The organism is Rothia sp. (in: high G+C Gram-positive bacteria) (assembly GCF_015265375.1).
Lineage (GTDB): Bacteria > Actinomycetota > Actinomycetes > Actinomycetales > Micrococcaceae > Rothia.
Genome location: NZ_JABZXW010000006.1, coordinates 16,825 through 37,447, shown reverse-complemented (window position 1 = coordinate 37,447; position 20,623 = coordinate 16,825). Strand labels below are relative to the sequence as shown.

Genomic DNA, 20,623 nt, shown 5'->3' with positions numbered 1-20,623 from the left:
TGCCATTTTATTAGGATAACCTCATATATGCATATGCGATACTTAATACTCATCTATTGATACGTTAAGCACCTTCCGTCCGCACGGGAGCACACCGCTCCCCCACCACCTCCAAGGCATATGACCCCACAGACCACCACCTCTTCCGGACCCGCCGTCAGCGAAGGACCTGCTGTCAGCGCTGCTTCCCTGGCGAAAATTCGCGCCCTCTCCGCTTCTTCGGACGCCGTATCTGGCGCCTCCTCGGGCGGTAAGGGCGGCAAGTCCATCTCCCGCCTGGCGGTTGCGCTCATCATTGGCGGCGTTCTGCTGGTGCTGCTGTGCGCGCTGTCGTTTGCGGTGGGTTCGCGCATGTTCGCCCTGGACCGCTCGATTGACGGTTTCCTCCACCCGGAGGCGAACACCGTCGAATCGAAACTGATTTGGGCGAAGCGTGCCCCGCGTACCGCCGCGGCGCTGCTGGTTGGTGCCGCGTTGGCGGTGTCGGGCGTGCTCATGCAGGCGCTGAGCCGCAACCCGCTGGCTGAGCCTGGCCTGCTGGGTGTGAACTCCGGCGCTGCCGCCTCCGTGGTGGTGGGCGTGGGCGTTTTTGGGGTGTCGTCTCCGTTCGTGCAGCTCTGGCTGGCACTGGCCGGTTCGGGTCTGGCGGCGGCGCTGGTGTTCGTCATGGGCCTGGTGGATTCTAAGCCGAACCTGGATTCGACGGCACGTCTGGTGCTGACTGGTGTGGCGGTGAATGCCTGCCTGGGCACTATCACCGGCATTATCACGATATTTAATTCCAAGGCTTTTGATTCGCACCGTTTCTGGGTGGTGGGTTCGCTGGAGAACCGCACCTTCGAGCAGGTACTCTCGGCGCTGCCCTTTGTAGCAGTGGGCCTGGTGCTCTCCTTCATGCTGATTGGTCCCCTGCGTGCCCTGGCGCTCGGTGAGGATGCGGCAGCCGGCCTGGGTGTGCCGGTGACGATGGTGCGTGGCGCGACGATCATTGCGATTATGGCTCTGTGTGGTGCGGCGACTGCGATTGCGGGCCCGATTGGTTTTGTGGGTCTGGTCGTGCCGCATGTGGTGCGTCTGCTGGTGGGCTCCGATATTGCGCGTGTGCTACCGCTGTCACTGGTGTACGGCCCGGTGCTGGTGCTTGCCTCCGATATTTTGGGTCGCGTTCTGGTCATGCCGAGCGAGCTTGAGGTGGGTATTGTGACCGCCTTTATTGGTGCCCCGGTGCTGATGGTTCTAGTACTGCATTTGAGTACCGGTGCGCGCGGCGCAAAGAAGAGCCGCATGGGAGCGAAGGCGCAGGCGCACGATGAGGCGGGTCCGGCTCACGTGTCGGAGCACGGAGCACATCATGCTCACCGCCCTGTTGTGCGCGGCTCGGCTGGCTCATCTAGTTCATCTGGCGCGTCTGGTTCGTAGATCCCGGCTTTCTGAGAGGTTTTATTGTGAGCGTTATGTCTCGTTCTGTAGCCGGGTCCGTGCGTATTCCGGGGCGTTACCGCACCCCTATTCCGCGTACCCTGCTAGTGGTGGCGGTGCTTGTGGTGGCGGCGGTCGCCTCCCTGGTGTTTGGTAGTTATCAGATGAGCCCGGAGCAGGTGTTCCGCCTGATCTTCAACGGTGAGGGCACGGAGATTGAGCGTCAGCTGGTGTTGAATCAGCGTCTGCCGCGTATGCTTGCCGCCGTGGTGGTGGGTGCGGCTTTAGGCTTGTCGGGCGCTATTTTTCAGTCGGTTTCGCGTAATGCTCTGGGTTCGCCGGATATCATCGGTTTCACGGTGGGTTCGGCGACCGGCGCCCTGTCGGTGGTGCTGATTGGGTCGTTGAGTTCTACCGGCGTGGGTATGGGCATGGGCGCTATTATTGGCGGTTTTGCGACGGCTGCTGTAGTGATGCTTCTGGCGGGTGCGCGCGGTGGCGCGACGATGGGTCAGAAGATGGTGCTGATTGGTATTGCGGTCAGTGCGATGCTCAGTTCCGTGAATGATTACCTGATTACGCGCGGTGATTTGGAGAAGGCGGAGGCGGCGAAGACCTGGCAGCACGGTTCGCTGAATGCCCTATCGTGGAATCAGATGTCGGTTCAGGCGGTACTGCTTCTGGTGGCGATTCCGCTGGTGCTGATACTGACGCATCGCCTGCGCGTCTTAGAGCTCGGCGATGACTTGGCGGCGGGTTTGGGTCTGCCGGTGAAGAGGACCGTGAACCTGCTGGTGGCGGCTGCCGTGCTTCTGGTGGCTGTGGCGATTTCTGTTGCGGGTCCGATTGGTTTCTTGGCGCTGGTTGCCCCGCAGATTGCGCGCCGCCTGTGGAACACTCCGGGTATGGCGATGTGGCATTCGGCGCTGTTGGGTTCGGTGATTTTGGTGCTGGCTGATTTTGTGTCGGCTCGTGCGTTGGCGCCGTTCCAGATTCCGGTGGGTCTGGTGACGGGCGCGTTGGGTGGCGTGTACATGCTGTGGTTGCTGTACCGTCAGCGCTAAATCCGTTCCCTATTCTGTGTAAGTGACCGGGTGTTCCCCACTGTGGGGGCACCCGGTTTTTTGTGTTTCGCGGCGTTTCACGGGCAGCTTTCAGAATTTTTCAGAATTTTCCCAGTTTTACCCCGGGGTAGATTAAAAACTGCTTATCGTGTCAGGGGTCGTTCATAGAGTGTAGGTGTTGGAAGGGACGATCCTTCCGACCGGGCACACCGTCTCCTGCGGTGTTGCCGCTAGGTTGATTCAGCATCTACGGAAGGAACGGTCATGGAAAACACCACTCACGAGAGCCAGTACGCAAACGCAGAGATTTCCTGCACCGCTGATGAGCAGCTGTGCCGTGATGCAGAGTTCAACCTGCTGATGCAGTCCGGCACCATCGTCCGTATGGAGCGTTTCAACGTGGAGGAACTCCGCGGCGTTCTGGAGCAGCTGGTGGCTGACGGTTCGTGCTTCCGCACCGCGCCGGCGTCTTCGACTATGGGCCGCGTGATGCGTCACCTGACTCAGGGTGCTTCCGGTTACGGGGCGAACCTGCGCGAGCTACGAGCTGCGGCCCAGAACGCTCTGCTGTTCGTGTTCCCCCTGGAGAAGGACCTGGAGATGTGCCTGCGCTTTGAGCGTGTGCAGGGTACCGGTCTGGCGCTGACCCGTCTGGGCGTGAGCCCGGTCAATGGTGACCTGTGGACTCAGCACTGGGCGATGCGCGCGCTGGAGTGCACCGGCGGCGTGTTTGCGGTGGAGTCTGCTCCGGGTGCGTGCAATTTTGAGCTGCGCCGCGAGATGTTCTACGCGATGCTGTCGCTGGTTGAGCTGTCGACTTTGGGTCTGTCGGCTGAGCCGGAGGACTTCTACATGTTTGCCGATTCGGAGGCTGTGTGTAAGAAGTTCAAGCGTGAGCGTCGTGATTGCCGCCGCGCAATGCGTGCCCAGTACGACCGCGCCGCATAAGGCATATCGTGTATGCCTTATGCGGCATACGCGCATATCAGAGCCATTTATTCTTCTTGAAGAACCAGTAGAGGAGCAGACAGGAACCCACCATGAGCAGCAGCGCGGCGGGGTAGCCGAACTCCCACTTGAGTTCAGGCATGACCTCAAAGTTCATGCCGTACACGGAGCCAATGATGGTGGGCACCATGAGCAGCGCCGCGTAGGCGGAGATTTTCTTGGTGTCGTCGTTCTGCTGCTGGCCGAGCAGGGTGTCGTGCACGCGCAGGGCGTTTTCGAGGGAGCTGCGAAGGTCTTCGAGGCGTTCTTTTGTGTGCACCACGTGGTCAAGCACGTTGCGGAATTGGCGGGCAAGTTCGACCGCTTCTTCATTCTTTTCTTCTTCGGATGCGCTCGGGTAGGGTGAGGGGTCGAGCGCACCGGTGCGTATCCCTTCGATGATGCGGCCGATCATGGATTCGAGGGGCCGGCAGGCACGCTGGAAGTCGATGACCTGGTTGAGCAGTTCGTAGATGCGTTGCGCGAGGGGGTAGGCGTCCCGGCGGTCGCCGGTGGAGAAGAGGATGTCTTCGATTTCGTCGTTGTCGTTTTCGAGGCCGTCAAGCACGGGTGCGTACCCGTCGACGGTGCTGTCGAGGATGCGGTGCAGCAGTCGGGCGGGGGATGCGTCGGGGGTGGCGTAGAGCAGGTTGAACTGGTCGCTGATGCTGCGGTTGCTGCGCTGTTCGTCGCGGACGAGGGCGAGGGTGTAGCGGGGGCCGGTGAAGAGGTGCAGTTCGCTGAGGCGCACTTCTTCTTCTTTGTCGAGGTAGATGGCGGGGCGGATGACGGTGAAGAGGGAGTCGCCGTATCGTTCTAGTTTGGCGCGCTGGTGGCCTCGTCCGGCGTCTTCGATGGCGAGTTCGTGCAGGTTGAAGGTTTTTTGCAGGGCGTGTAGTTCGTGGATGTCGGGGTTGGCGTATCCGAGGGCTACGGCGGTGTTGGGCTGCTGGTAGGCGTTGAGGGTTTCTTCTTCGGGTGCGCCTATGCGGATGCGGTCGCCGCTGGGGTAGATGGCTCCGGTAATGTAGGTCATCGTTCTCCTCCTCTGAACGCTTTGGCGCCACGTGTGCGAGGCGCTCCTTCCAGCATACGGTATGCGCCCCGCCCGGTCACTTATGCAGGTTCAGAGGCGTTGAGGGCTGGGGTGTTGAGGTGAGTCTTGGATTTTCTTTTTAAGATATCTGGGGGTTATAGAGTTTCAACCTTCCCTTGAAAGCTAAGAAAGTCTAAACTTCTAGTTAATAAGACTGAGATTGTCTTAGAACCAACCACTATTTTCTTTTAAGGAACCAACGATGCTGTTGAAACCATTTGTGAAGGGTGCGGCATGTACTTTTGCTGCCGCCTCTCTGTTGTTGTCTGCGGTGGTACCTGCTTCTGCAGCGCAATTGCACCCTAAGACTTTTTCTCCTTTTCCGGGTGATGAACTGGAAGTCACCTGCATTAATGAGTCTGAGTACAATACCCCGGGTGATTATCAGGATAAGGTGATCGCTTGGGCGGAGTGCACTGGACTTATTACTCACGGCCGCCGTCTTTATCTTCAGAAGAATAAGAATGCTCCCCAGCCTGCGATGACTCGTGGGCAGCTTCTTGAGTTTCTGTACCATGTGAAGGGCAGGCCCGTGGTTAAGGACCTTCCTGCTACTTCACCGTACAGCGATATCTCGGTCAATGACCCGCACTACCCTATTGCTATCTGGGCTACTCGTGAAGGTATCAGCAGCGGATGGGGAGGCGGAAAGTTCCATTACGACGCCACCGCATACATTGATACTGCGCTCATTTTCCTTTATCGAATGCACGGTAAGCCGACGGTCAACCTTACCCCCATCCCCGAAGAATACGCACATTGCGTTAAAGAAAATAGCGACATGCACAAGGCACGTAGCTGGTATGGTTCACCAAACATGAGCTGTGGGTATATCGATAATGATGAAGTTACTTTTTCAGATATTCTATATACCCTCTACAGATTGGATTTGATGGGAATCTTATAGAATATTTTGGGGCTCTATATCAATACTGATATTGATATAGAGCCCCAAATTTTTATTTAAAATTCCACAGAATTAGATTCATAAATACCGCGACTGTAATTAGAATTTTTGTCAAAATATTTCCGGTTTTTCTTGGATTCTTCTTCAATGTCATACATTCCATACCGCATGACAAAGTTATTAATTGTGACATCCATATACCCTGCACGCCACGGGCCAAAGTGAAATTTCCATGGGTAATTATCTGGATGCTCTCTGCGATACTCGTCATAAACATCACCACCAACTACGTGAAAGCCCCTGGCGGGTACCTTACAGGTACCTTCCGGGGGCTTTCGCGTCTTTAGCTTTTGCGCTTAGTCTTCGTTGATGAGGTCGCGGACCACGATGGTCTGGTCACGATCCGGGCCCACACCAATCGCGGAGATGCGGCAGCCAGAAATCTCTTCCAGCTTCAGCACGTACTTGCGGGCGTTCTCGGGCAGCTCATCCAGGCTCTTCGCATCCGAAATGTTCTCGGTCCAGCCGTCATAGTACTCGAAAATCGGCTTAGCGTGGTGGAACTCGGTCTGAGTCATCGGCATCTCGTCGTGGCGCACACCGTCAACGTCGTAAGCCACGCAGACCGGGATCTTCTCCAGGCCGGTCAGAACGTCCAGCTTGGTGATGAACAGGTCGGTGAAGCCGTTGATGCGCACAGCCTGACGCGCCAGCACGGCGTCGTACCAGCCGCAACGACGCGGACGGCCAGTGTTCACGCCGAACTCGCCGCCGGTGGTGCGCAGGAACTCGCCCATCTCATCAAACAGCTCAGTCGGGAAGGGGCCAGCACCCACGCGGGTGGTGTACGCCTTCTGAATACCGATCACGCGGGAGATGCGGGTCGGGCCCACACCCGAACCGACGCATGCGCCGCCGGAGGTCGGGTTGGAGGAGGTCACGAACGGGTAGGTGCCGTGGTCAACGTCCAGGAAGGTTGCCTGGCCGCCCTCCATCAGCAGGGTCTTACCCTCATCCAGCGCCTTGTTCAGCAGCTGGGTGGTGTCCACAATCATCGGCTTGAGGCGCTCAGCGTAAGACATGAAGTACTCGACGATTTCGTCGACCTCAACGTGGCGGCGGTTGTAGACCTTCACCAGCAGTTCGTTCTTCTGACGCAGTGCGCCTTCAACCTTCTGACGCAGGATCGACTCGTCCAGGATGTCCTGAACACGCACGCCGAGGCGGCCAACCTTATCCATGTAGGCGGGGCCGATACCGCGGCCGGTGGTGCCGATAGCGCGCTTGCCAAGGAAACGCTCGGTCACCTTGTCCATGGTCTGGTGGTAGGGTGCGACCAGGTGTGCGTTAGCGGAAATCTTCAGGCGGGAGGTGTCTGCACCGCGTGCCTCAAGGCCGTCAATCTCAGCGAACAGAGCTTCGGGGTTAACAACCACGCCGTTACCAATCACGGGGACGGCGTTATCGCTCAGAATACCCGCGGGCAGTAGCTTCAGCTCAAACTTCTGGCCGTTCACCACCACGGTGTGACCGGCGTTGTTACCGCCGTTGGGCTTGACCACGTAGTCTACGCGGGGGCCGAGCAGGTCGGTTGCCTTACCCTTACCCTCATCGCCCCACTGGGCGCCCACAATCACGACAGCTGACATTTTTGTGCTCCTTGAAAGCCTTGAAGATACGCACCGGATTTCACGGCGCGGCGGCGACCTACCGCCTCATGTTTCGGGTAGGCACACCTCTTCTAATGATACCGTGCCCGCCCCTTTAAGTCCCGTGTGACGGGTCGGTAGGCGTGCCATACCGGGCACGGCAACGCCCCCATCCGATATTCGGACGGGGGCGCTACCGGTATGAGCCGTAAAGACTACTTGATGATCTCGATGAAGGTCATCGGGTAGGTGTACTGCTCACCGCGGTTTGCAGCCATAGCAGCCAGGCTGTGGAAGATAACCATCAGGACAGTCACGACCGTCGAGACAATCAACGGGATGAAGAACAGAAGACCGAAGGTCACCACCGCCAGCAGCCAGGAAGCCATGCTGATGACCCACAGGGAGAAGTTGAAGTTGAACGCGCGGCGTGCCGATTCCTTAGTGAAGCCGTAGCCAGGCTTGTCCTTGTAGATGAACCACATAACCAGCGGCGCGAGAATACTTGCAGTTGCGAAGGACAGCAGAGACAGAATTGCAGAAGCCAGGTGCGCGAGCATCGCCATGTTCTGGTCGTCCTTGGAGGAAACCATGTAACCGTTGGGCTGCTGACCCGGCGCCTGCGAGTAGGAGGGTGCCTGCTGAGAGTACTGGTTGTACTGTTCAGGGTTCGGGTTCTGGGACATCGTTCTTTCCTTAATCTATCGATGAGTGGATACAGCTAATCGTTGAGGTGCGGCGGCAGGCTAACTCGCCGTTTCCGGCGGGTGCCCGCCTCGCTCTGCGTGGTCGCAACACTCGTGATGGTTTCACCCTATCAAGGCAAAGTAAATGGAATATTAACCCTCGCCGGACAACAGACGAAGAAACCCGAATATGACATGGAATGAGATGCCCCTACCCCTCCACGCGGTCATACGTGCGTGGAGGGGCAGGTTGTTATACAGCCCGGGGCTGTGTGGTTTGGTCGCTAGCCCTGTTTCTCTTCATCGGCGAGCGCAGGATGTGCGGCGGACTTCTGTAGTGCAGCGGCCTCGCGCAGCTTTGCGCGTTCCTGCTTTTTCAGAAACTCGTACACCGTGAAAGAGTCCTCTTCTTCCTTCGTGATGCCGTCAACGCCCGTGTAGCCTTCCGGCAGGCGGTTGTACACGAGGTAGTACCAGAACTCGGTGGGCGGGGTCTGCCCCTCCTCGATGAGGTCATTTATCTGATTCCGGCGTTTGAAGAGGCGAACAATGCCCATAATCCACAGAACCGGCACCACAAAAAGTGACCCCACGCCGATAACCACGAAAATGAACGCGATAATAAACCCGTATTCGGGGTCTACGATGCTTGCCAGAGGGGCCAACACGAAGGGGTTCAGTATCAGCAGTAAACCAAGCCCAATGTTCGTGAAGATGAGTTCATTCTTCAGGTCTTTAACGCTGTACCTTGTCGGCGGCCTATTCACGGGAACGTAGCCCACCGGCTGAATCATTGCTGCCCGCGATACGGGGTTCCCTTCGTCCTTGACCGGGTTCAGGTGGGCAGCGCACGCCTGCATGGGTGCGGACTCGTCCTGGGAGCGGTCGAGCAGGCGCATTTCGATGAGTTTTGAGTCGGGGGTGCCGAAGAGCGGGTCGGGAATGACCGGCAGGGTGGCGCCCGGGCTCAAACCGAGGGACTCCAACCGAACATACTCGCCGTAGGCGTGGGCAGCCCCTATTACCTCAGTTTGCGCACCAGGAGAGGGTGCGGGCTCAGTGGAGGCGAGCGCTACCGGGTGGTTCGCCTTGTCGTCCTTGCGGGATTCGTGAGCTTCTTTGGAAGTTTCTTCCGGTTCGTCGGCGCTCAGCTCGTCACTGTCTAGTTCGGCGCCGTCGGAGTCCTCCCGCGCAGAGTCGTAGCGCTTAGGGGCACCCGGGTAGACGTACTCATAGTCCGGGTCGGGGTGTTCTAGATTTTCGTCTTCACTACCGGATTCTTGGTATAGCGTGGCGTCTTCTGCTGTCGACGGCTGCTGGTCCATGAGTAGCTTCATGTATTCCGGGACGGATTGGTTGGTGTCCCAGAGGGGCTGGTACTCCTCATCCTTCTGTGCAGCGGGGCGGTCTGCCATGGTTGTCTCCTTCGCTCACCAGACATACTCCTAGTGGCACCACCGTACCAGCGGGCGCTGGGCAGTCCCTTGAAACCTGCCTGATAAAAGCTGAGAAAAACCCCCGGACAAGCGCCAACACTCACGTGTTAACACTGCCGGGGGTTCAGCGCTACAAGAGCCCAGGGACCCACGGGAAGTCGACTACGATGCATCCGCTGAGTTTGGAACAGGGCTTGAGGTAGGGCTCGGGGCACTCAGCGGCTGAGGGGCTGGCGCCACCGAAGACATCGAAGACGCCGCACCCAGGATCCACTGCATCTCCTCGGCATCCCTAGGCAGGCGGTCATACACCAGATAGAACCAGAACGACCCGAGAGGCATGGCCTTCCACTTCAGCGCCCGATACTTTCGGCTCACTCGGAGTAGCGCAAAAATCAACGCACCAGCCCACAAGAACAGGAGAAGACCAAATGTCGCCAGAGAAAGCATCAGGAAGAAATAGTAAATAAACCCACCGAAGCTAGGATCCTCTGTAACGGTAGCCAACAGAAGATAAGTCAGGGGATTAAACACCACACCTATGAAGAAGAGCACTATGAACTCAGGCCACGCCTTCCACCACAGGTCTAATCCGCTCACCTTGCCCGCAAGTGCGGTCGCCGAGATATACCCGATAGGTCGTGGTGTACCCGCTACTTTCCCCTCCTGCCAGGTGGGAAACGCGGACGGCGCCTGCTGACCTGTGGCTACGCTACCTTCCGTGCCCATGGGGGACATTCGGCGCATTGTGGGGCCCGGGCGGCCATACAGCGGCCGGTTCAGCACCGGGTGACCCGTCGCCGAGGGGAAAAAATTCGCCGCCTGCGCAGACGGTGCAGGAGCAGAAACCGGCAGAGTAGACGCTGCAGGAACCACAGGGTCAGCAGGCACAGATGCAGAACGAGCCTTCTGTATTTCCAAGACCTCCTTCACCGGCTCGGGAATCTTCCCGGTCGGTGCGGGAACGGGCGTTCCGTGAAGTAGCAAAGCCGAGTAATCGGGGGCGGGCTGTTCCATATCCCACAGGGGCTGATACTCGCTATCGCTCTTCTCGGTTGGGTTCTGAGGGTTCTTCGGTGCTTCGCTATGCTCCGCCACGGTAACCTCCTCCAATGCTTGTCTGCTTGTTAGTGTCTGTTGTGTTGTCTACATTGTGTGTTCGGTGCGCGGGGGCTCAATCCCGTAGCTGTTCTTTGAGCCAGTGGCTAGTCTGCTTAAGCCTCGGCCGCTTTGTTAAGCCGCACGATGCTCAGAATCCACGCCACAAACCAGATGATGCCGGGAATCCCCATGAGCCCTGCGCTCACCTGATTCACCATCATAAAGAGAGCTGCGACGAGTGGCCCCGCCCCGAACAGGCCCGTAATGGAGAGAATCCCCGCCGCAATATAAGGATTCAGTACGGAAACGGCAAAGAACAGAAGCTTCGCCTCCCCCTTCTGAGATGAATCAGACGAACCGCCAAAACTCGTCACCGGCTGAGTAATGCCACTACGATGCCGCGAAGCGTAGCGCTCCTGGTTTGTTTTAGAGGGCGGGGCGCAGTCATACACCAGCCGGAACGTAAGTTTCTCCCCGGCCTTACGCCTCCAGATGAGCCGCACCATCACACCTAAGAAATTGATGAGAGCCCACAGAGAGAAAAAGAACAGCGTTAGCGGAAGAATACCGATGCTCAGCACCGAAAATCCTATGCCTGCCAGGTAAAGAGAACCTAGAGTTTCTTCGCTCAGGGTATAAGAAGGCAACAAGAAATATACGAAAGGATTCGCCGCGATAGCCAACGCTAGGTACACCAGCACCTCCACCACGCGTCTACCAGTGTGGGGCTTGCGGTTAGGAACCGGCAGAGGGCAGTAACCAACCAGCTCGCCGCCGTGTTCCTCCGGCGATTCTCCATTGGGGAGAGTTCCCTGAACATCATCCGCGTGGATGCGCATCAGCTGCGGATTGGGGCGACCGTAATACACATGGGGCGCCACCTTCAAAACACGCTGACTAGGGGAAACAGATTGATTGTCGATGGGTTGCTTCTTATCGGCAGTCATGATTCCTCCTCCTGGTGCGATTCAAGGATGCGGTGCAGCAATGCCTCAGCTGAACCACCGTCAAGCGGGGTGCACTCGTACACCAGCCGGAATTGAAAATCCTGCTGAATCTTGTGCTGCCTAACGAGCAGGCGCGTCGATTCGACGGCATCCCCAACAGCATTCAGAAACTTTCCTACGCAGAGGAGCAGCAACCAGATTTCTGCGACGAGGCCGACAAAGCCCACAAGCAAAATCAGCGGAGGGAAATAAAAGAGCGGAATCAAAAAAATGACAAGTATCATCGCCATTTCCTCGCCCACTCCCCTGAAACCCAGGCTGAAAAGTATCGGGCTCATCAGCACGATAAAGAAAGATGACCAGAACACCATCCGAAGCAACGGCCCCAGGACATACCAGGTGAAGCCGCTCCAGTCGGTGAAGAGGCTCTTCATATCCAGGGTTTCGGGTGGCTTCTCCATGGGGGCGTAGCCTACCACCTCGCCAATCTGCCAGGCGGATGAGCTGTGCTCGGTGAGGATGCCCTGCACCTCTCCTCTATGGATGCGTTCCAACCGTGGACCGGGGCGGCCGTACATAACCTGGGGGGACATCAGCAGAACAGAATCGTCACCAGAAACGCGTCGCTTGACCATGGTTCAGCCCTCCCTATCCCATCATTTTTGATAGATGTTCAATAGATGGTTTTACAGTAACAACCGAACCTGAAAAGAACCTGAACCCAAATGCAAATGAAAAACGTGAAAAAGAAAAGAGTCGAACATGTCCACATTTTGATGCATTTAGGAGTAATAAACGCTTCACAAGCCACTTTGGGGTGTATCCTAGTTCACATCTAGTGTGTTCAAGTTCAGCTGGAACCCACCAGAACAACACCACAAGCCTCCCAGAAACACCCCGGGAGCCAAGCAAAGGAGCACCGTGACACACACCGCCTCCCCAAACCCCCGCGGCCGGTCGCACCGACGCCGAATCGGCAGCGGGCTACTCACCCTCAGCATGGCGCTGAGCCCCCTCGCAGCACTGGGCACCACCGCCCACGCCGCAGAAGACCCCGACGCCGTCAAGCAGGTACTCAGCGAAAGCATGAAGAACGCCAGCGGCACCGTCACCGCCTTCGTCCGCTTCAAGGGTAAGGGCGCCTTTGAACAGACCCAGCCCGCAGGCGTACGCGCCGGCGTGCAGGCACCCGTCAACACCAGCTCACAGGTGCAGGCAATCGCCTCCCAGGTGCAGAGCCAGGCACAGCAGGTCAGCAGCCAGTCCGGCGCGCAGGTCCTCTACACCACCCACAACGCAGTACGCGGCGTGGCAGTGCGCGGTGACGCCGAGTCCATCAAGGCACTCGCCAACCGCCCCGACGTAGAGAAGATCTCGCCCATCCTGCCCAAGTACCGCCAGAACGCGGGCGCCGCCATTGACGCAGGCTCCCTCGCCACCTGGACCGGCACCACCAACCCCGCCGGCGCGGGCGGATACACCGGCAAGGGCGTGAAGATCGCCGTCATCGACTCCGGCATCGACTACACCCACACCGACTTCGGCGGTAGCGGCAAGCTCGAAGACTACGAGAAGGCATCCAAGCTCACCGAGCTGCCCTCCGCAGACTCCGGACTCATCAACCGCACCAAGGTTGCTGGCGGCTACGACCTCGTCGGTGACGCCTACGACGGCACCAACACCGCAACCCCCGACGGCAACCCGCTCGACTGCACCACCGGCGGCCACGGCACCCACGTGGCGGGCACCGCGGCAGGCTACGGCGTGAACGCCGACGGCACCACCTTCACCGGCGACTACAGCAAGCTCACCGCAGAGCAGCTCAAGACCATGAAGATCGGCCCCGGCGTCGCCCCCGACGCTGAAATCTACGCCTTCCGCGTCTTCGGTTGTAGCGGCAGCACCAACGTCGTTATCGAGGCGCTCGACCGCGCCCTCGACCCCAACGGTGACGGCGACTTCTCCGACCGCGTGAACGTGGTCAACATGTCCCTCGGCGGCGAATTCTCCCCGCAGGACGACCCCGAAGCCTACGCCGTTGACGCGCTCACCCGCGCCGGCGTGCTCTCCGTCATCTCCGCGGGTAACGCCAACGACTACAGCCTGCGCGGCGATACCTACTCCAACTCCGGTCACCCCGCCACCGCAGCCAGCGCAATCACCGTAGCTAACGCCTACGGCTCCACCCGCGTCGTGGATGCAGCAGAGCTGACCGACCCCGCCACCGGCACCACCCGCAAGGTACGCGGCGACTACAGCGTCTCCTACCCCTGGGCGCAGGCGGGCACCAAGGAATTCACCGGTGAACTCACCGCAATCTCCGAGAACAACCGCTACGCCTGCAACGCCCTCAGCGCCGACGAAGCGGCAGCTGTAAAGGGCAAGTGGGTGCTCATCGACTGGGCTAAAGATGACGGTGAGCTCGCCTGCGGCTCCAAGGTGCGCTTCGACAATCTGGAGGCGGCAGGCGCCAAGGGCGTGCTGCTTGCAGGCAATGACGAAGAACCCGGCCTGGGCATCGCGGGTAACGATACCCTGCCCGGTTTCCGCCTGGCAGCATCCGCCGCTAAGGACCTGCGCGCACAGATCACCGCAGCAGAAGCGGCAGGTAAGCCCCTGACCGTGCGCCTCGGTAACGAATTGAAGTCCTCCCTGCGCGTGGACACCGATAAGCTGGATCAGCTGAACCCCATGAGTGCCCGCGGCTTCCACGGCAGCTACGGCTACACCAAGCCCGACATTGCGGCACCCGGCTCGTACATCACCTCCGCGGCGGTAGCGACCGGTAACAACTCCGTGACCTTCAGCGGCACCTCCATGGCGGCACCCTACGTGACCGGCTCCGCTGCCCTGGTCATGCAGAGCCACCCGACCTACACCCCCGCGCAGGTCAAGTCCGCCCTCATGAACACCGCAACCCACGATGTGCGCACCGAATCCGGTGCCGCGTACGCGGTGGACCGTGTGGGCGCCGGACGAGTCGACACCCTCGCTGCCGTGCAGTCGAAGTCCCTCGTCTACAACGCTGACAAGAGCGGCACCGTGTCCCTGAGCTTCGGTGTGCTCGAGTACGCACCGGATGCTGGCGTTCAGACCCTCACCCGCGAGGTGACCGTCGAGAACACCGACTCCGTGGCGCACACCTACGCGCTGTCCTACGCTGAAAGCACTAATATTCCCGGCGTGGAATACTCCTTCCCCTCCGCGGTCACCCTCGCACCCGGTGAAACTAAGAAGTTCGAAGTCACCGTGCGCATCGACCCGTCCAAGCTGGAGAAGACCCGCGACGCAGCAATGGACACCACCCAGAACGCAACTGACTACTACACCGGCAACGAAACCGTGCCCGTACAGTACCGTCAGTACATTGCCAGCGCCTCCGGTCGCCTCGTCCTCACCGAAGACGGCACCAAGGCACTGCGCCTGCCCGTTCACGTGGCACCCAAGCCCGTCAGCACCATGCACGCTGCCGAAGACACCGTAACCTTCACGCAGAAGCCCTCCAGCGATGAGGCACAGAAGGCAGACACCGGCTGGACCAAGTCCCAGGTCTCGCTGCGCGGCACCGAGGTCAACCAGGGCGGCTACCGCTCCCTGCTCGGCGCCTTCGAGTACGGTGCGAGCGTGGACCGTGTTGCCCCCACCTCCCTGTCGCTGAACAGCAACGTCAAGGCGAACCTGCAGTACGTCGGTGCGTCCTCGGATGCGCCCGCGCTGAAGGCAGCCGGCGGCAACGCTGATGACGGCACCCTGCGCTTCGGTATCTCCACCTGGGCGAACTGGGATGTTGTCTCCTACGAGAACACCTTCACCGTAGAAATCGACACTGACGGCAACAACCGCGCCGACTACAAGCTGGTCACCGACCGCGCTAAGGGCCTGGACTACCCGCTGGTTCGCCTCTACGGCTACAAGAACGGCAACCTCGTCGAGCTGGCCTACTACCCGCTCAACGGCGCCTGGGGTGACGTGGACACCAACATGATGGACACCAACACCCTCATTATGAGCGCGCCCCTCAAGGATCTGGGTCTGACCAGCGCAAATAACCCGGACATTCAGTACCGAGTCAGCGCAACCACCCAGTACGAGTGGGGTAATGTCAGCGAAACCGGCTGGATCAAGTACCGCCCCTTCAGCCCCAAGCTGTGGTTCAGCGGCGACTCCTCCTCCGTGGCTGGCCTCTTCCCGGATGCCTCCAGCACCACCCTGACGGCGCACCGCTCCGCTGACGCAATCCCCGCGCTCGGCGAATCCGGCACCCCCGCCAAGGCACTGCTGCTGCACCTGCACAACGGCACCGGCGACCTCTCCGGCACCAACGGTGCCAAGGGCGAGCGCGCCGAGGTGCTGAACATCAAGGAGCAGCAGACCGAGTACATCACTCCGTCCCGCTTTAGCGATGTGAAGCGCGGCGACCAGTTCTACACTGAGATCTCTTGGTTGGCTCAGCGCGGCATCACCACCGGCTACCCGGACGGCACCTACCGCCCGCTGGAGTCCGTGGAGCGCGGCGCGATGGCGGCATTCTTCTACCGCATGCAGGGCTCCCCGCAGTTCACCGCACCCTCCACTCCGAGCTTCAAGGACGTGCCCACCACGCACCCCTTCTACAAGGAGATTGAGTGGATGAAGGCTCAGGGCATCACCACCGGCTACTCGGACGGCACGTTCCGCCCCTCCGCACCGGTGAACCGTGACGCCATGGCTGCGTTCTTCTACCGTGCAGCGGGTTCCCCGCACGTGGATCTGCCTGCAACCAGCCACTTCAGCGATGTGTCCACCGATAACCAGTTCTACCGTGAAATCACGTGGCTGGCTTTGAAGGGCATCAGCACCGGCTGGCCGGACGGCACCTACCGCCCGGTGACCCCCATTGCCCGCGATGCGATGGCGGCGTTCATCTACCGCTACACCGAGAAGGTCGCTAACCAGGCCGGCCGCTAGACGGTAGCTAACCGGTAGCGAACGGTTCGGGTCCCCTCCCGCCCCCTGCATGGGGTGGGAGGGGCACCTGGAACCGGCTGGCTCCGGGGTTTGAAGTCCCGGAACCTTTCTAAGTTTTGGTGGCGGTTTCACCGGCGGACACGCTCACTCGTCGTCTGCCGGTGGGGCCGCCTCCGCACATCACCGATACACAACCACAGAGCACACAGCATTACCGAAAAATAGAAAATCCGAAGGAGGATTCCATGACAACGCCTCATGCGCCACGCCGCAGAATGAAGGCTGTCGGTGCGACCGGTTTGAGTGCGGCTCTTGCCCTTACTCTCGGCGTTCCCGCCACTTTCTCTGCAGCCCACGCTCAGAGCCCCCAGCAGGTCGAAGGAAATACTGCGAGCGCATCCGGTGACGCTGCCTCGCGTATCAGCCCGGGTCTGCAGAAGGCTGAAGGCCAGATCACCGTGTATGTTCAGTTCAAGGGCAAGGGTGCGTATGAGCAGACCCAGTCCGCGGCTGTTCTGGCACGTAAGGAGGCGCCGGCGAACCGTCAGGCGCAGGTGCAGGCTATTGCAGCTCAGGTGCAGTCACAGGCTCAGTCTGTGGCGGCTGCTTCTGGCGCGAAGCTGATGTACACCACCCATAATGCGATGCGTGGTGCGGCGATTACTGGTGATGCTGCGCAGATTCGTGCATTGGCGGAGCGCCCGGATGTGGAGCGTATTTCGCCGATTATCGCGAAGGAGCGCATGAACTCCGGTAGCGAGATTGATACGAAGACTCTTGCCACGTGGACCCGTGAGAATACGGGGTACACGGGTAAGGGCGTGAAGATTGCGATTGTTGACTCCGGTGTTGACTATACGCACGCTGATTTTGGTGGCCCCGGTACGGTGGATTCGTATCTGAAGGCTAAGGCGATGACGGAGCTTCCGTCCGCTGATTCGGGCCTGATTGATCGTAATAAGTTCATTGGCGGCATTGACTTGGTCGGTGATGACTACAATGCGTCGGTGGCTGAGAAGTCGACTCCGCAGCCGGATAATAACCCGCTGGATTGCCGCCCGGATGGTTTCGGTTCTGGCGGTCACGGCACGCACGTGGCGGGTACTGCCGCCGGTTATGGTGTGACGGCGAACGGTACGACTTACCGTGGCGATTACAAGAACCTGACGGAGGAGCAGCTGAAGGGCATGTCTATTGGCCCCGGTACTGCTCCTGATGCTCAGATTTTGGCGATTCGTGTGTTCGGTTGCTACGGCAATTCGAGTGTTGTGATGAAGGCGCTCGATACCGTGATGGACCCGAATGGTGACGGTGATTTCTCTGACCGCGCCGACATTGTGAACCTGTCGCTCGGTGGCGAGTTCGCCCCGGCTGACGACCCCGAATCGTACATGATTGACACGATGGCACGCCAGGGTGTGTTCACTGTGGCTGCTGCCGGTAACGCCAATAACTACAACGGTGTGGGTGACACCTACTCCGATTCGGGTAGCCCCGCGAATGCAGCTGCGGCGCTGTCGGTGGCGAACGCCTACGGCTCCACTCAGCCGATTGACCGTGCCCGCGTGACCACGAAGACCGGTCTGGAGTGGTTGCAGGGTGATTATTCGGTGAACTTCAATTATTCGAAGGCGTCCGCTGATCAGCTGCGCGGCGAGGTTGTTGCCGCCCCGAAGCGTAACCGTTACGCCTGCGAGGCTTTCACCGCTGAAGAGGCGAAGGCCCTGAAGGGTAAGTGGGTTTACTTCGACTGGGATCAGGACGATTTGACGTTCCCGTGCGGTTCGAAGACTCGTTTCGATAACGTTCAGGCTGCCGGCGGTGTTGGCGTGATGATGGCTGGTAAGGCTGAGCGCTACTCCATCGGCATTGGCGGTAACGCGACCATTCCGGGTCTGCGTCTGACTGCTTCTTCGACGAAGGACCTGGAGAAGGCTCTGGCTGCCGGTCCGGTGACCGTTGAGATGAACCTGGACTACAAGGCTTCGGGTCGTAGCTCCCACTCGCACGCTTTTGACCTGAACACGTCGAGTGCTCGCGGCCAGCACGGTTCTGACGGCTTCATTAAGCCTGACCTTGCGGCGCCGGGTACTGAGATTGTGTCTGCCGCTGTGGGTATGGGTAATAAGGGTGTTTCCTTCACCGGTACCTCCATGGCGACCCCGCATGTTGCCGGTGTTGCCGCTCTGGTGCTGCAGGCGCATCAGGATTACAACCCGCAGATGATTAAGGCTGCGCTGATGAACGGCGCGTCCACCCCCATCAAGAATGAGCAGGGTACGCAGTACGCGGTGGATCGTGTGGGTACGGGCATGGTGAATGCTCGCGCAGCCGTGGACGCGAAGGTTATTGCGTACGATGCGAAGACCCCCGAGCGTGTTTCGACCGCGTTTGGTGTGCTGGAGTACACCCCCGATTCGGGTATTCAGACTGTTCAGCGTGAAATCGTTCTGGACAACACCGATTCGCAGGCTCACACCTACACTCTGAGCTACGAGGCAAGCACGACCATCCCGGGTGTGGAGTACTCCTACCCGCAGCAGGTGAGCGTGGGTGCCGGTGAGCGTAAGAACGTGACCGTGACCGTGCGTATTGACCCGTCCAAGCTGGAGAAGACCATGGACCCGGCGATGAGCGCCGACCATGTTGCTCAGGACTGGACGACCGGTAAGACTCTGGCTGCTGGTAAGCGCCAGTACATTGCGAGCGCTTCTGGTCGCCTGATTTTCTCTGAGAATGGCCGCGAGGCTATCCGCCAGTCGATTCACGTGGCGCCGAAGCCTGTCTCGAAGATGCGTGTTGATGCGTCCCGCATTGATTACAAGGGTATTGCCGATAAGGAGTCCACGGTGACTCTGCGCGGCACGACCCTGAACCAGGGCGGTTACCGTTCGCTGCTGGGTGCGTTTGAGCTGGGTGCGGTCAGTGACCGTATTCCCTCCGGTCAGCTGAAGCTGCCGTCGAACCAGGCTGTTGACCTGCAGTATGTGGGTGCAGCCTCGGACGCTCCGGCGTTGAAGGCTGCCGGCAAGAACCCGAACGATGGTTCTCTGTTCTTCGGTATTTCGACCTGGGGTACCTGGGATAGCATGCACTGGGGCCGTCAGGTACAGGTGCAGATTGATACCAACAACGACTCCACCGCAGACTACGTTCTGGAAGTGACCCGCGAGAAGGGTCTGGACTACCCGCTGGTGAAGGTCTGGTCCATCTCCGGTAACGCATCCACCGTGGTGGCACGCTACCCGCTGAACAACGCCTGGGGCGATACCGACACCAACATCATGGACACCAACACCATGATTCTGGGCGTGCCGCTGAAGGACCTGGGCCTGACCGCTGAGAAGGCTCAGAGCATCAAGTACACGGTGCAGACCGACACCTGGTACAACGAAGGTAACTCCTACGTGGACACCACCTCCGCTATCGAGTACTCCCCCTTCAACCCCGGTGTTTGGTTCACCGGTGAGGAGTCGGGCGTGCCCGGCCTGTTCGTGGATCGTGACGGCGGTCAGTTGACCGTTCACCGCAAGAACAACAACAAGGAGCGTCAGGCTCTGTTCCTGCACATGCACAACGCGACCGGTGACCTGAGCGGCCGTAAGACCGCTAACGGTGTTGCCGCTGGCGACCGTGCGCAGGTCGTGAAGGTGGCTCGCACCCTCCACGATGCACGCTTCACCGACGTTCCGGCGGATAACCAGTTCTACCGTGAAATCACGTGGATTGCTGCCCGTCAGATTGACCGCGGCTACCAGGACGGCACCTTCCGTCCGCTGAACAACATGGACCGCGCAACCATGGCGGCGTACTTCTACCGTATGGCTGGTTCGCCGCAGTACACCGCACCGTCCACCCCGAGCTTCTCGGACGTTCCGCTCAACCACCCCTACTACAAGGAGATTGAGTGGATGAAGGCTCAGGGCATCACCACCGGCTGGCCTGATGGCACCTACCGTCCGGAGGGTTCGGTGAACCGTGACGCGATGGCTGCGTTCTTCTACCGTTACGCAGGTTCGCCCGAGTACACTGCCCCCGCGCAGGCTCGTTTCACGGACGTTCCGACCGACAAGCAGTTCTACCGCGAGATTTCGTGGCTGGCTGAGCAGGGCGTGACCACCGGCTGGCCCGATGGTTCGTTCCGCCCCGTGGAGCCGGTGCACCGCGACGCTATGGCGGCGTTCGTGTACCGCTACAGCACGGGTGTGCTGAAGGAAAGCCCTGAAATCTAGAGGCACAGGATCTAAAAACCCTGAAATCTAGGGTTTGTAAGGTTCTACCGCTGTAGGTGCTACCTCAGCAGGTTTTACCGAGGGAGCCGTACCGTTGCAGTTTATCTGCGGCGGTGCGGCTCCCTTTTTCTGTGGTTGGGTGCTTTTTATTT

The 20,623-nt window shown here is 59.5% G+C and carries 13 protein-coding genes; 6 read left to right on the top strand and 7 right to left on the bottom strand.

Annotated elements, in window-relative coordinates:
* The first annotated feature begins 120 nt into the window (after nt 1-120).
* The 3 genes from HXO69_RS01820 to HXO69_RS01810 all read left to right on the top strand — a co-directional run bounded on the left by HXO69_RS01820 (nt 121) and on the right by HXO69_RS01810 (nt 3,431).
* Nucleotides 121-1,419, top strand: coding sequence for an iron ABC transporter permease (locus HXO69_RS01820; protein WP_296544955.1), 1,299 nt, complete (start codon nt 121-123; stop codon nt 1,417-1,419).
* A gap of 35 nt (nt 1,420-1,454) precedes the next feature.
* Nucleotides 1,455-2,483 (top strand): iron chelate uptake ABC transporter family permease subunit, encoded by a 1,029-nt coding sequence (locus tag HXO69_RS01815; protein ID WP_296544984.1) that lies wholly within the window; start codon nt 1,455-1,457, stop codon nt 2,481-2,483.
* A 264-nt stretch (nt 2,484-2,747) separates the two neighbouring features.
* On the top strand, nt 2,748-3,431 hold the full coding sequence (locus HXO69_RS01810) for an integrase (RefSeq protein ID WP_296544954.1): 684 nt from the start codon (nt 2,748-2,750) through the stop codon (nt 3,429-3,431).
* A gap of 37 nt (nt 3,432-3,468) precedes the next feature.
* Here the strand turns inward: HXO69_RS01810 and HXO69_RS01805 are convergent, their stop codons facing one another.
* Complete coding sequence (locus HXO69_RS01805; protein WP_296544953.1) at nt 3,469-4,506, bottom strand: magnesium and cobalt transport protein CorA; 1,038 nt, start codon at nt 4,504-4,506, stop codon at nt 3,469-3,471.
* Between the two features lie 262 nt (nt 4,507-4,768).
* On the opposite strand from HXO69_RS01805, the gene HXO69_RS01800 reads away from it, so the two are divergent.
* The gene (locus HXO69_RS01800; protein WP_296544951.1) at nt 4,769-5,473 is read left to right on the top strand and encodes a hypothetical protein; all 705 of its coding nucleotides are present in this window, start codon (nt 4,769-4,771) and stop codon (nt 5,471-5,473) included.
* A gap of 356 nt (nt 5,474-5,829) precedes the next feature.
* On the opposite strand, the gene HXO69_RS01795 is transcribed toward HXO69_RS01800, so the two are convergent.
* The 6 genes from HXO69_RS01795 to HXO69_RS01770 all read right to left on the bottom strand — a co-directional run bounded on the left by HXO69_RS01795 (nt 5,830) and on the right by HXO69_RS01770 (nt 11,927).
* Complete coding sequence (locus HXO69_RS01795; RefSeq protein ID WP_049327414.1) at nt 5,830-7,122, bottom strand: adenylosuccinate synthase; 1,293 nt, start codon at nt 7,120-7,122, stop codon at nt 5,830-5,832.
* A gap of 215 nt (nt 7,123-7,337) precedes the next feature.
* Nucleotides 7,338-7,808: a DUF4870 domain-containing protein gene (locus tag HXO69_RS01790; RefSeq protein WP_296544949.1), complete on the bottom strand. Its 471-nt coding sequence runs from the start codon at nt 7,806-7,808 to the stop codon at nt 7,338-7,340.
* Nucleotides 7,809-8,092: 284 nt separating this feature from the next.
* Nucleotides 8,093-9,223, bottom strand: coding sequence for a pyruvate ferredoxin oxidoreductase (locus tag HXO69_RS01785; protein ID WP_296544948.1), 1,131 nt, complete (start codon nt 9,221-9,223; stop codon nt 8,093-8,095).
* 183 nt (nt 9,224-9,406) lie between these two features.
* Nucleotides 9,407-10,342 (bottom strand): hypothetical protein, encoded by a 936-nt coding sequence (locus tag HXO69_RS01780; RefSeq protein WP_296544947.1) that lies wholly within the window; start codon nt 10,340-10,342, stop codon nt 9,407-9,409.
* A gap of 116 nt (nt 10,343-10,458) precedes the next feature.
* A complete protein-coding gene (locus tag HXO69_RS01775) occupies nt 10,459-11,292 on the bottom strand; it encodes a type VI secretion protein (protein WP_296544946.1) in 834 nt (277 codons plus the stop codon).
* Nucleotides 11,289-11,927 (bottom strand): hypothetical protein, encoded by a 639-nt coding sequence (locus tag HXO69_RS01770; RefSeq protein WP_070505761.1) that lies wholly within the window; start codon nt 11,925-11,927, stop codon nt 11,289-11,291. Before HXO69_RS01770 ends, HXO69_RS01775 begins: the two co-directional genes overlap by 4 nt.
* A gap of 364 nt (nt 11,928-12,291) precedes the next feature.
* Between HXO69_RS01770 and HXO69_RS01765 the strand changes: the two genes are divergently transcribed.
* Together HXO69_RS01765 and HXO69_RS01760 are read left to right on the top strand one after the other, a co-directional pair.
* Complete coding sequence (locus HXO69_RS01765; RefSeq protein WP_407072251.1) at nt 12,292-16,239, top strand: S8 family serine peptidase; 3,948 nt, start codon at nt 12,292-12,294, stop codon at nt 16,237-16,239.
* A 245-nt stretch (nt 16,240-16,484) separates the two neighbouring features.
* Nucleotides 16,485-20,471 carry a S8 family serine peptidase gene (locus HXO69_RS01760; protein ID WP_296544942.1) on the top strand — a complete coding sequence of 1,329 codons (3,987 nt, stop codon included), beginning with the start codon at nt 16,485-16,487 and terminating at the stop codon, nt 20,469-20,471.
* The last annotated feature ends 152 nt before the right edge of the window (nt 20,472-20,623 follow it).

Coding starts and splice junctions, on each gene's coding strand:
- HXO69_RS01820 (WP_296544955.1), top strand. CDS start 121: ATGACCCCACAGACCACCACCTCTTCCGGACCCGCCGTCAGCGAAGGA.
- HXO69_RS01815 (WP_296544984.1), top strand. CDS start 1,455: ATGTCTCGTTCTGTAGCCGGGTCCGTGCGTATTCCGGGGCGTTACCGC.
- HXO69_RS01810 (WP_296544954.1), top strand. CDS start 2,748: ATGGAAAACACCACTCACGAGAGCCAGTACGCAAACGCAGAGATTTCC.
- HXO69_RS01805 (WP_296544953.1), bottom strand. CDS start 4,506: ATGACCTACATTACCGGAGCCATCTACCCCAGCGGCGACCGCATCCGC.
- HXO69_RS01800 (WP_296544951.1), top strand. CDS start 4,769: ATGCTGTTGAAACCATTTGTGAAGGGTGCGGCATGTACTTTTGCTGCC.
- HXO69_RS01795 (WP_049327414.1), bottom strand. CDS start 7,122: ATGTCAGCTGTCGTGATTGTGGGCGCCCAGTGGGGCGATGAGGGTAAG.
- HXO69_RS01790 (WP_296544949.1), bottom strand. CDS start 7,808: ATGTCCCAGAACCCGAACCCTGAACAGTACAACCAGTACTCTCAGCAG.
- HXO69_RS01785 (WP_296544948.1), bottom strand. CDS start 9,223: ATGGCAGACCGCCCCGCTGCACAGAAGGATGAGGAGTACCAGCCCCTC.
- HXO69_RS01775 (WP_296544946.1), bottom strand. CDS start 11,292: ATGACTGCCGATAAGAAGCAACCCATCGACAATCAATCTGTTTCCCCT.
- HXO69_RS01770 (WP_070505761.1), bottom strand. CDS start 11,927: ATGGTCAAGCGACGCGTTTCTGGTGACGATTCTGTTCTGCTGATGTCC.
- HXO69_RS01765 (WP_407072251.1), top strand. CDS start 12,292: ATGGCGCTGAGCCCCCTCGCAGCACTGGGCACCACCGCCCACGCCGCA.
- HXO69_RS01760 (WP_296544942.1), top strand. CDS start 16,485: ATGACAACGCCTCATGCGCCACGCCGCAGAATGAAGGCTGTCGGTGCG.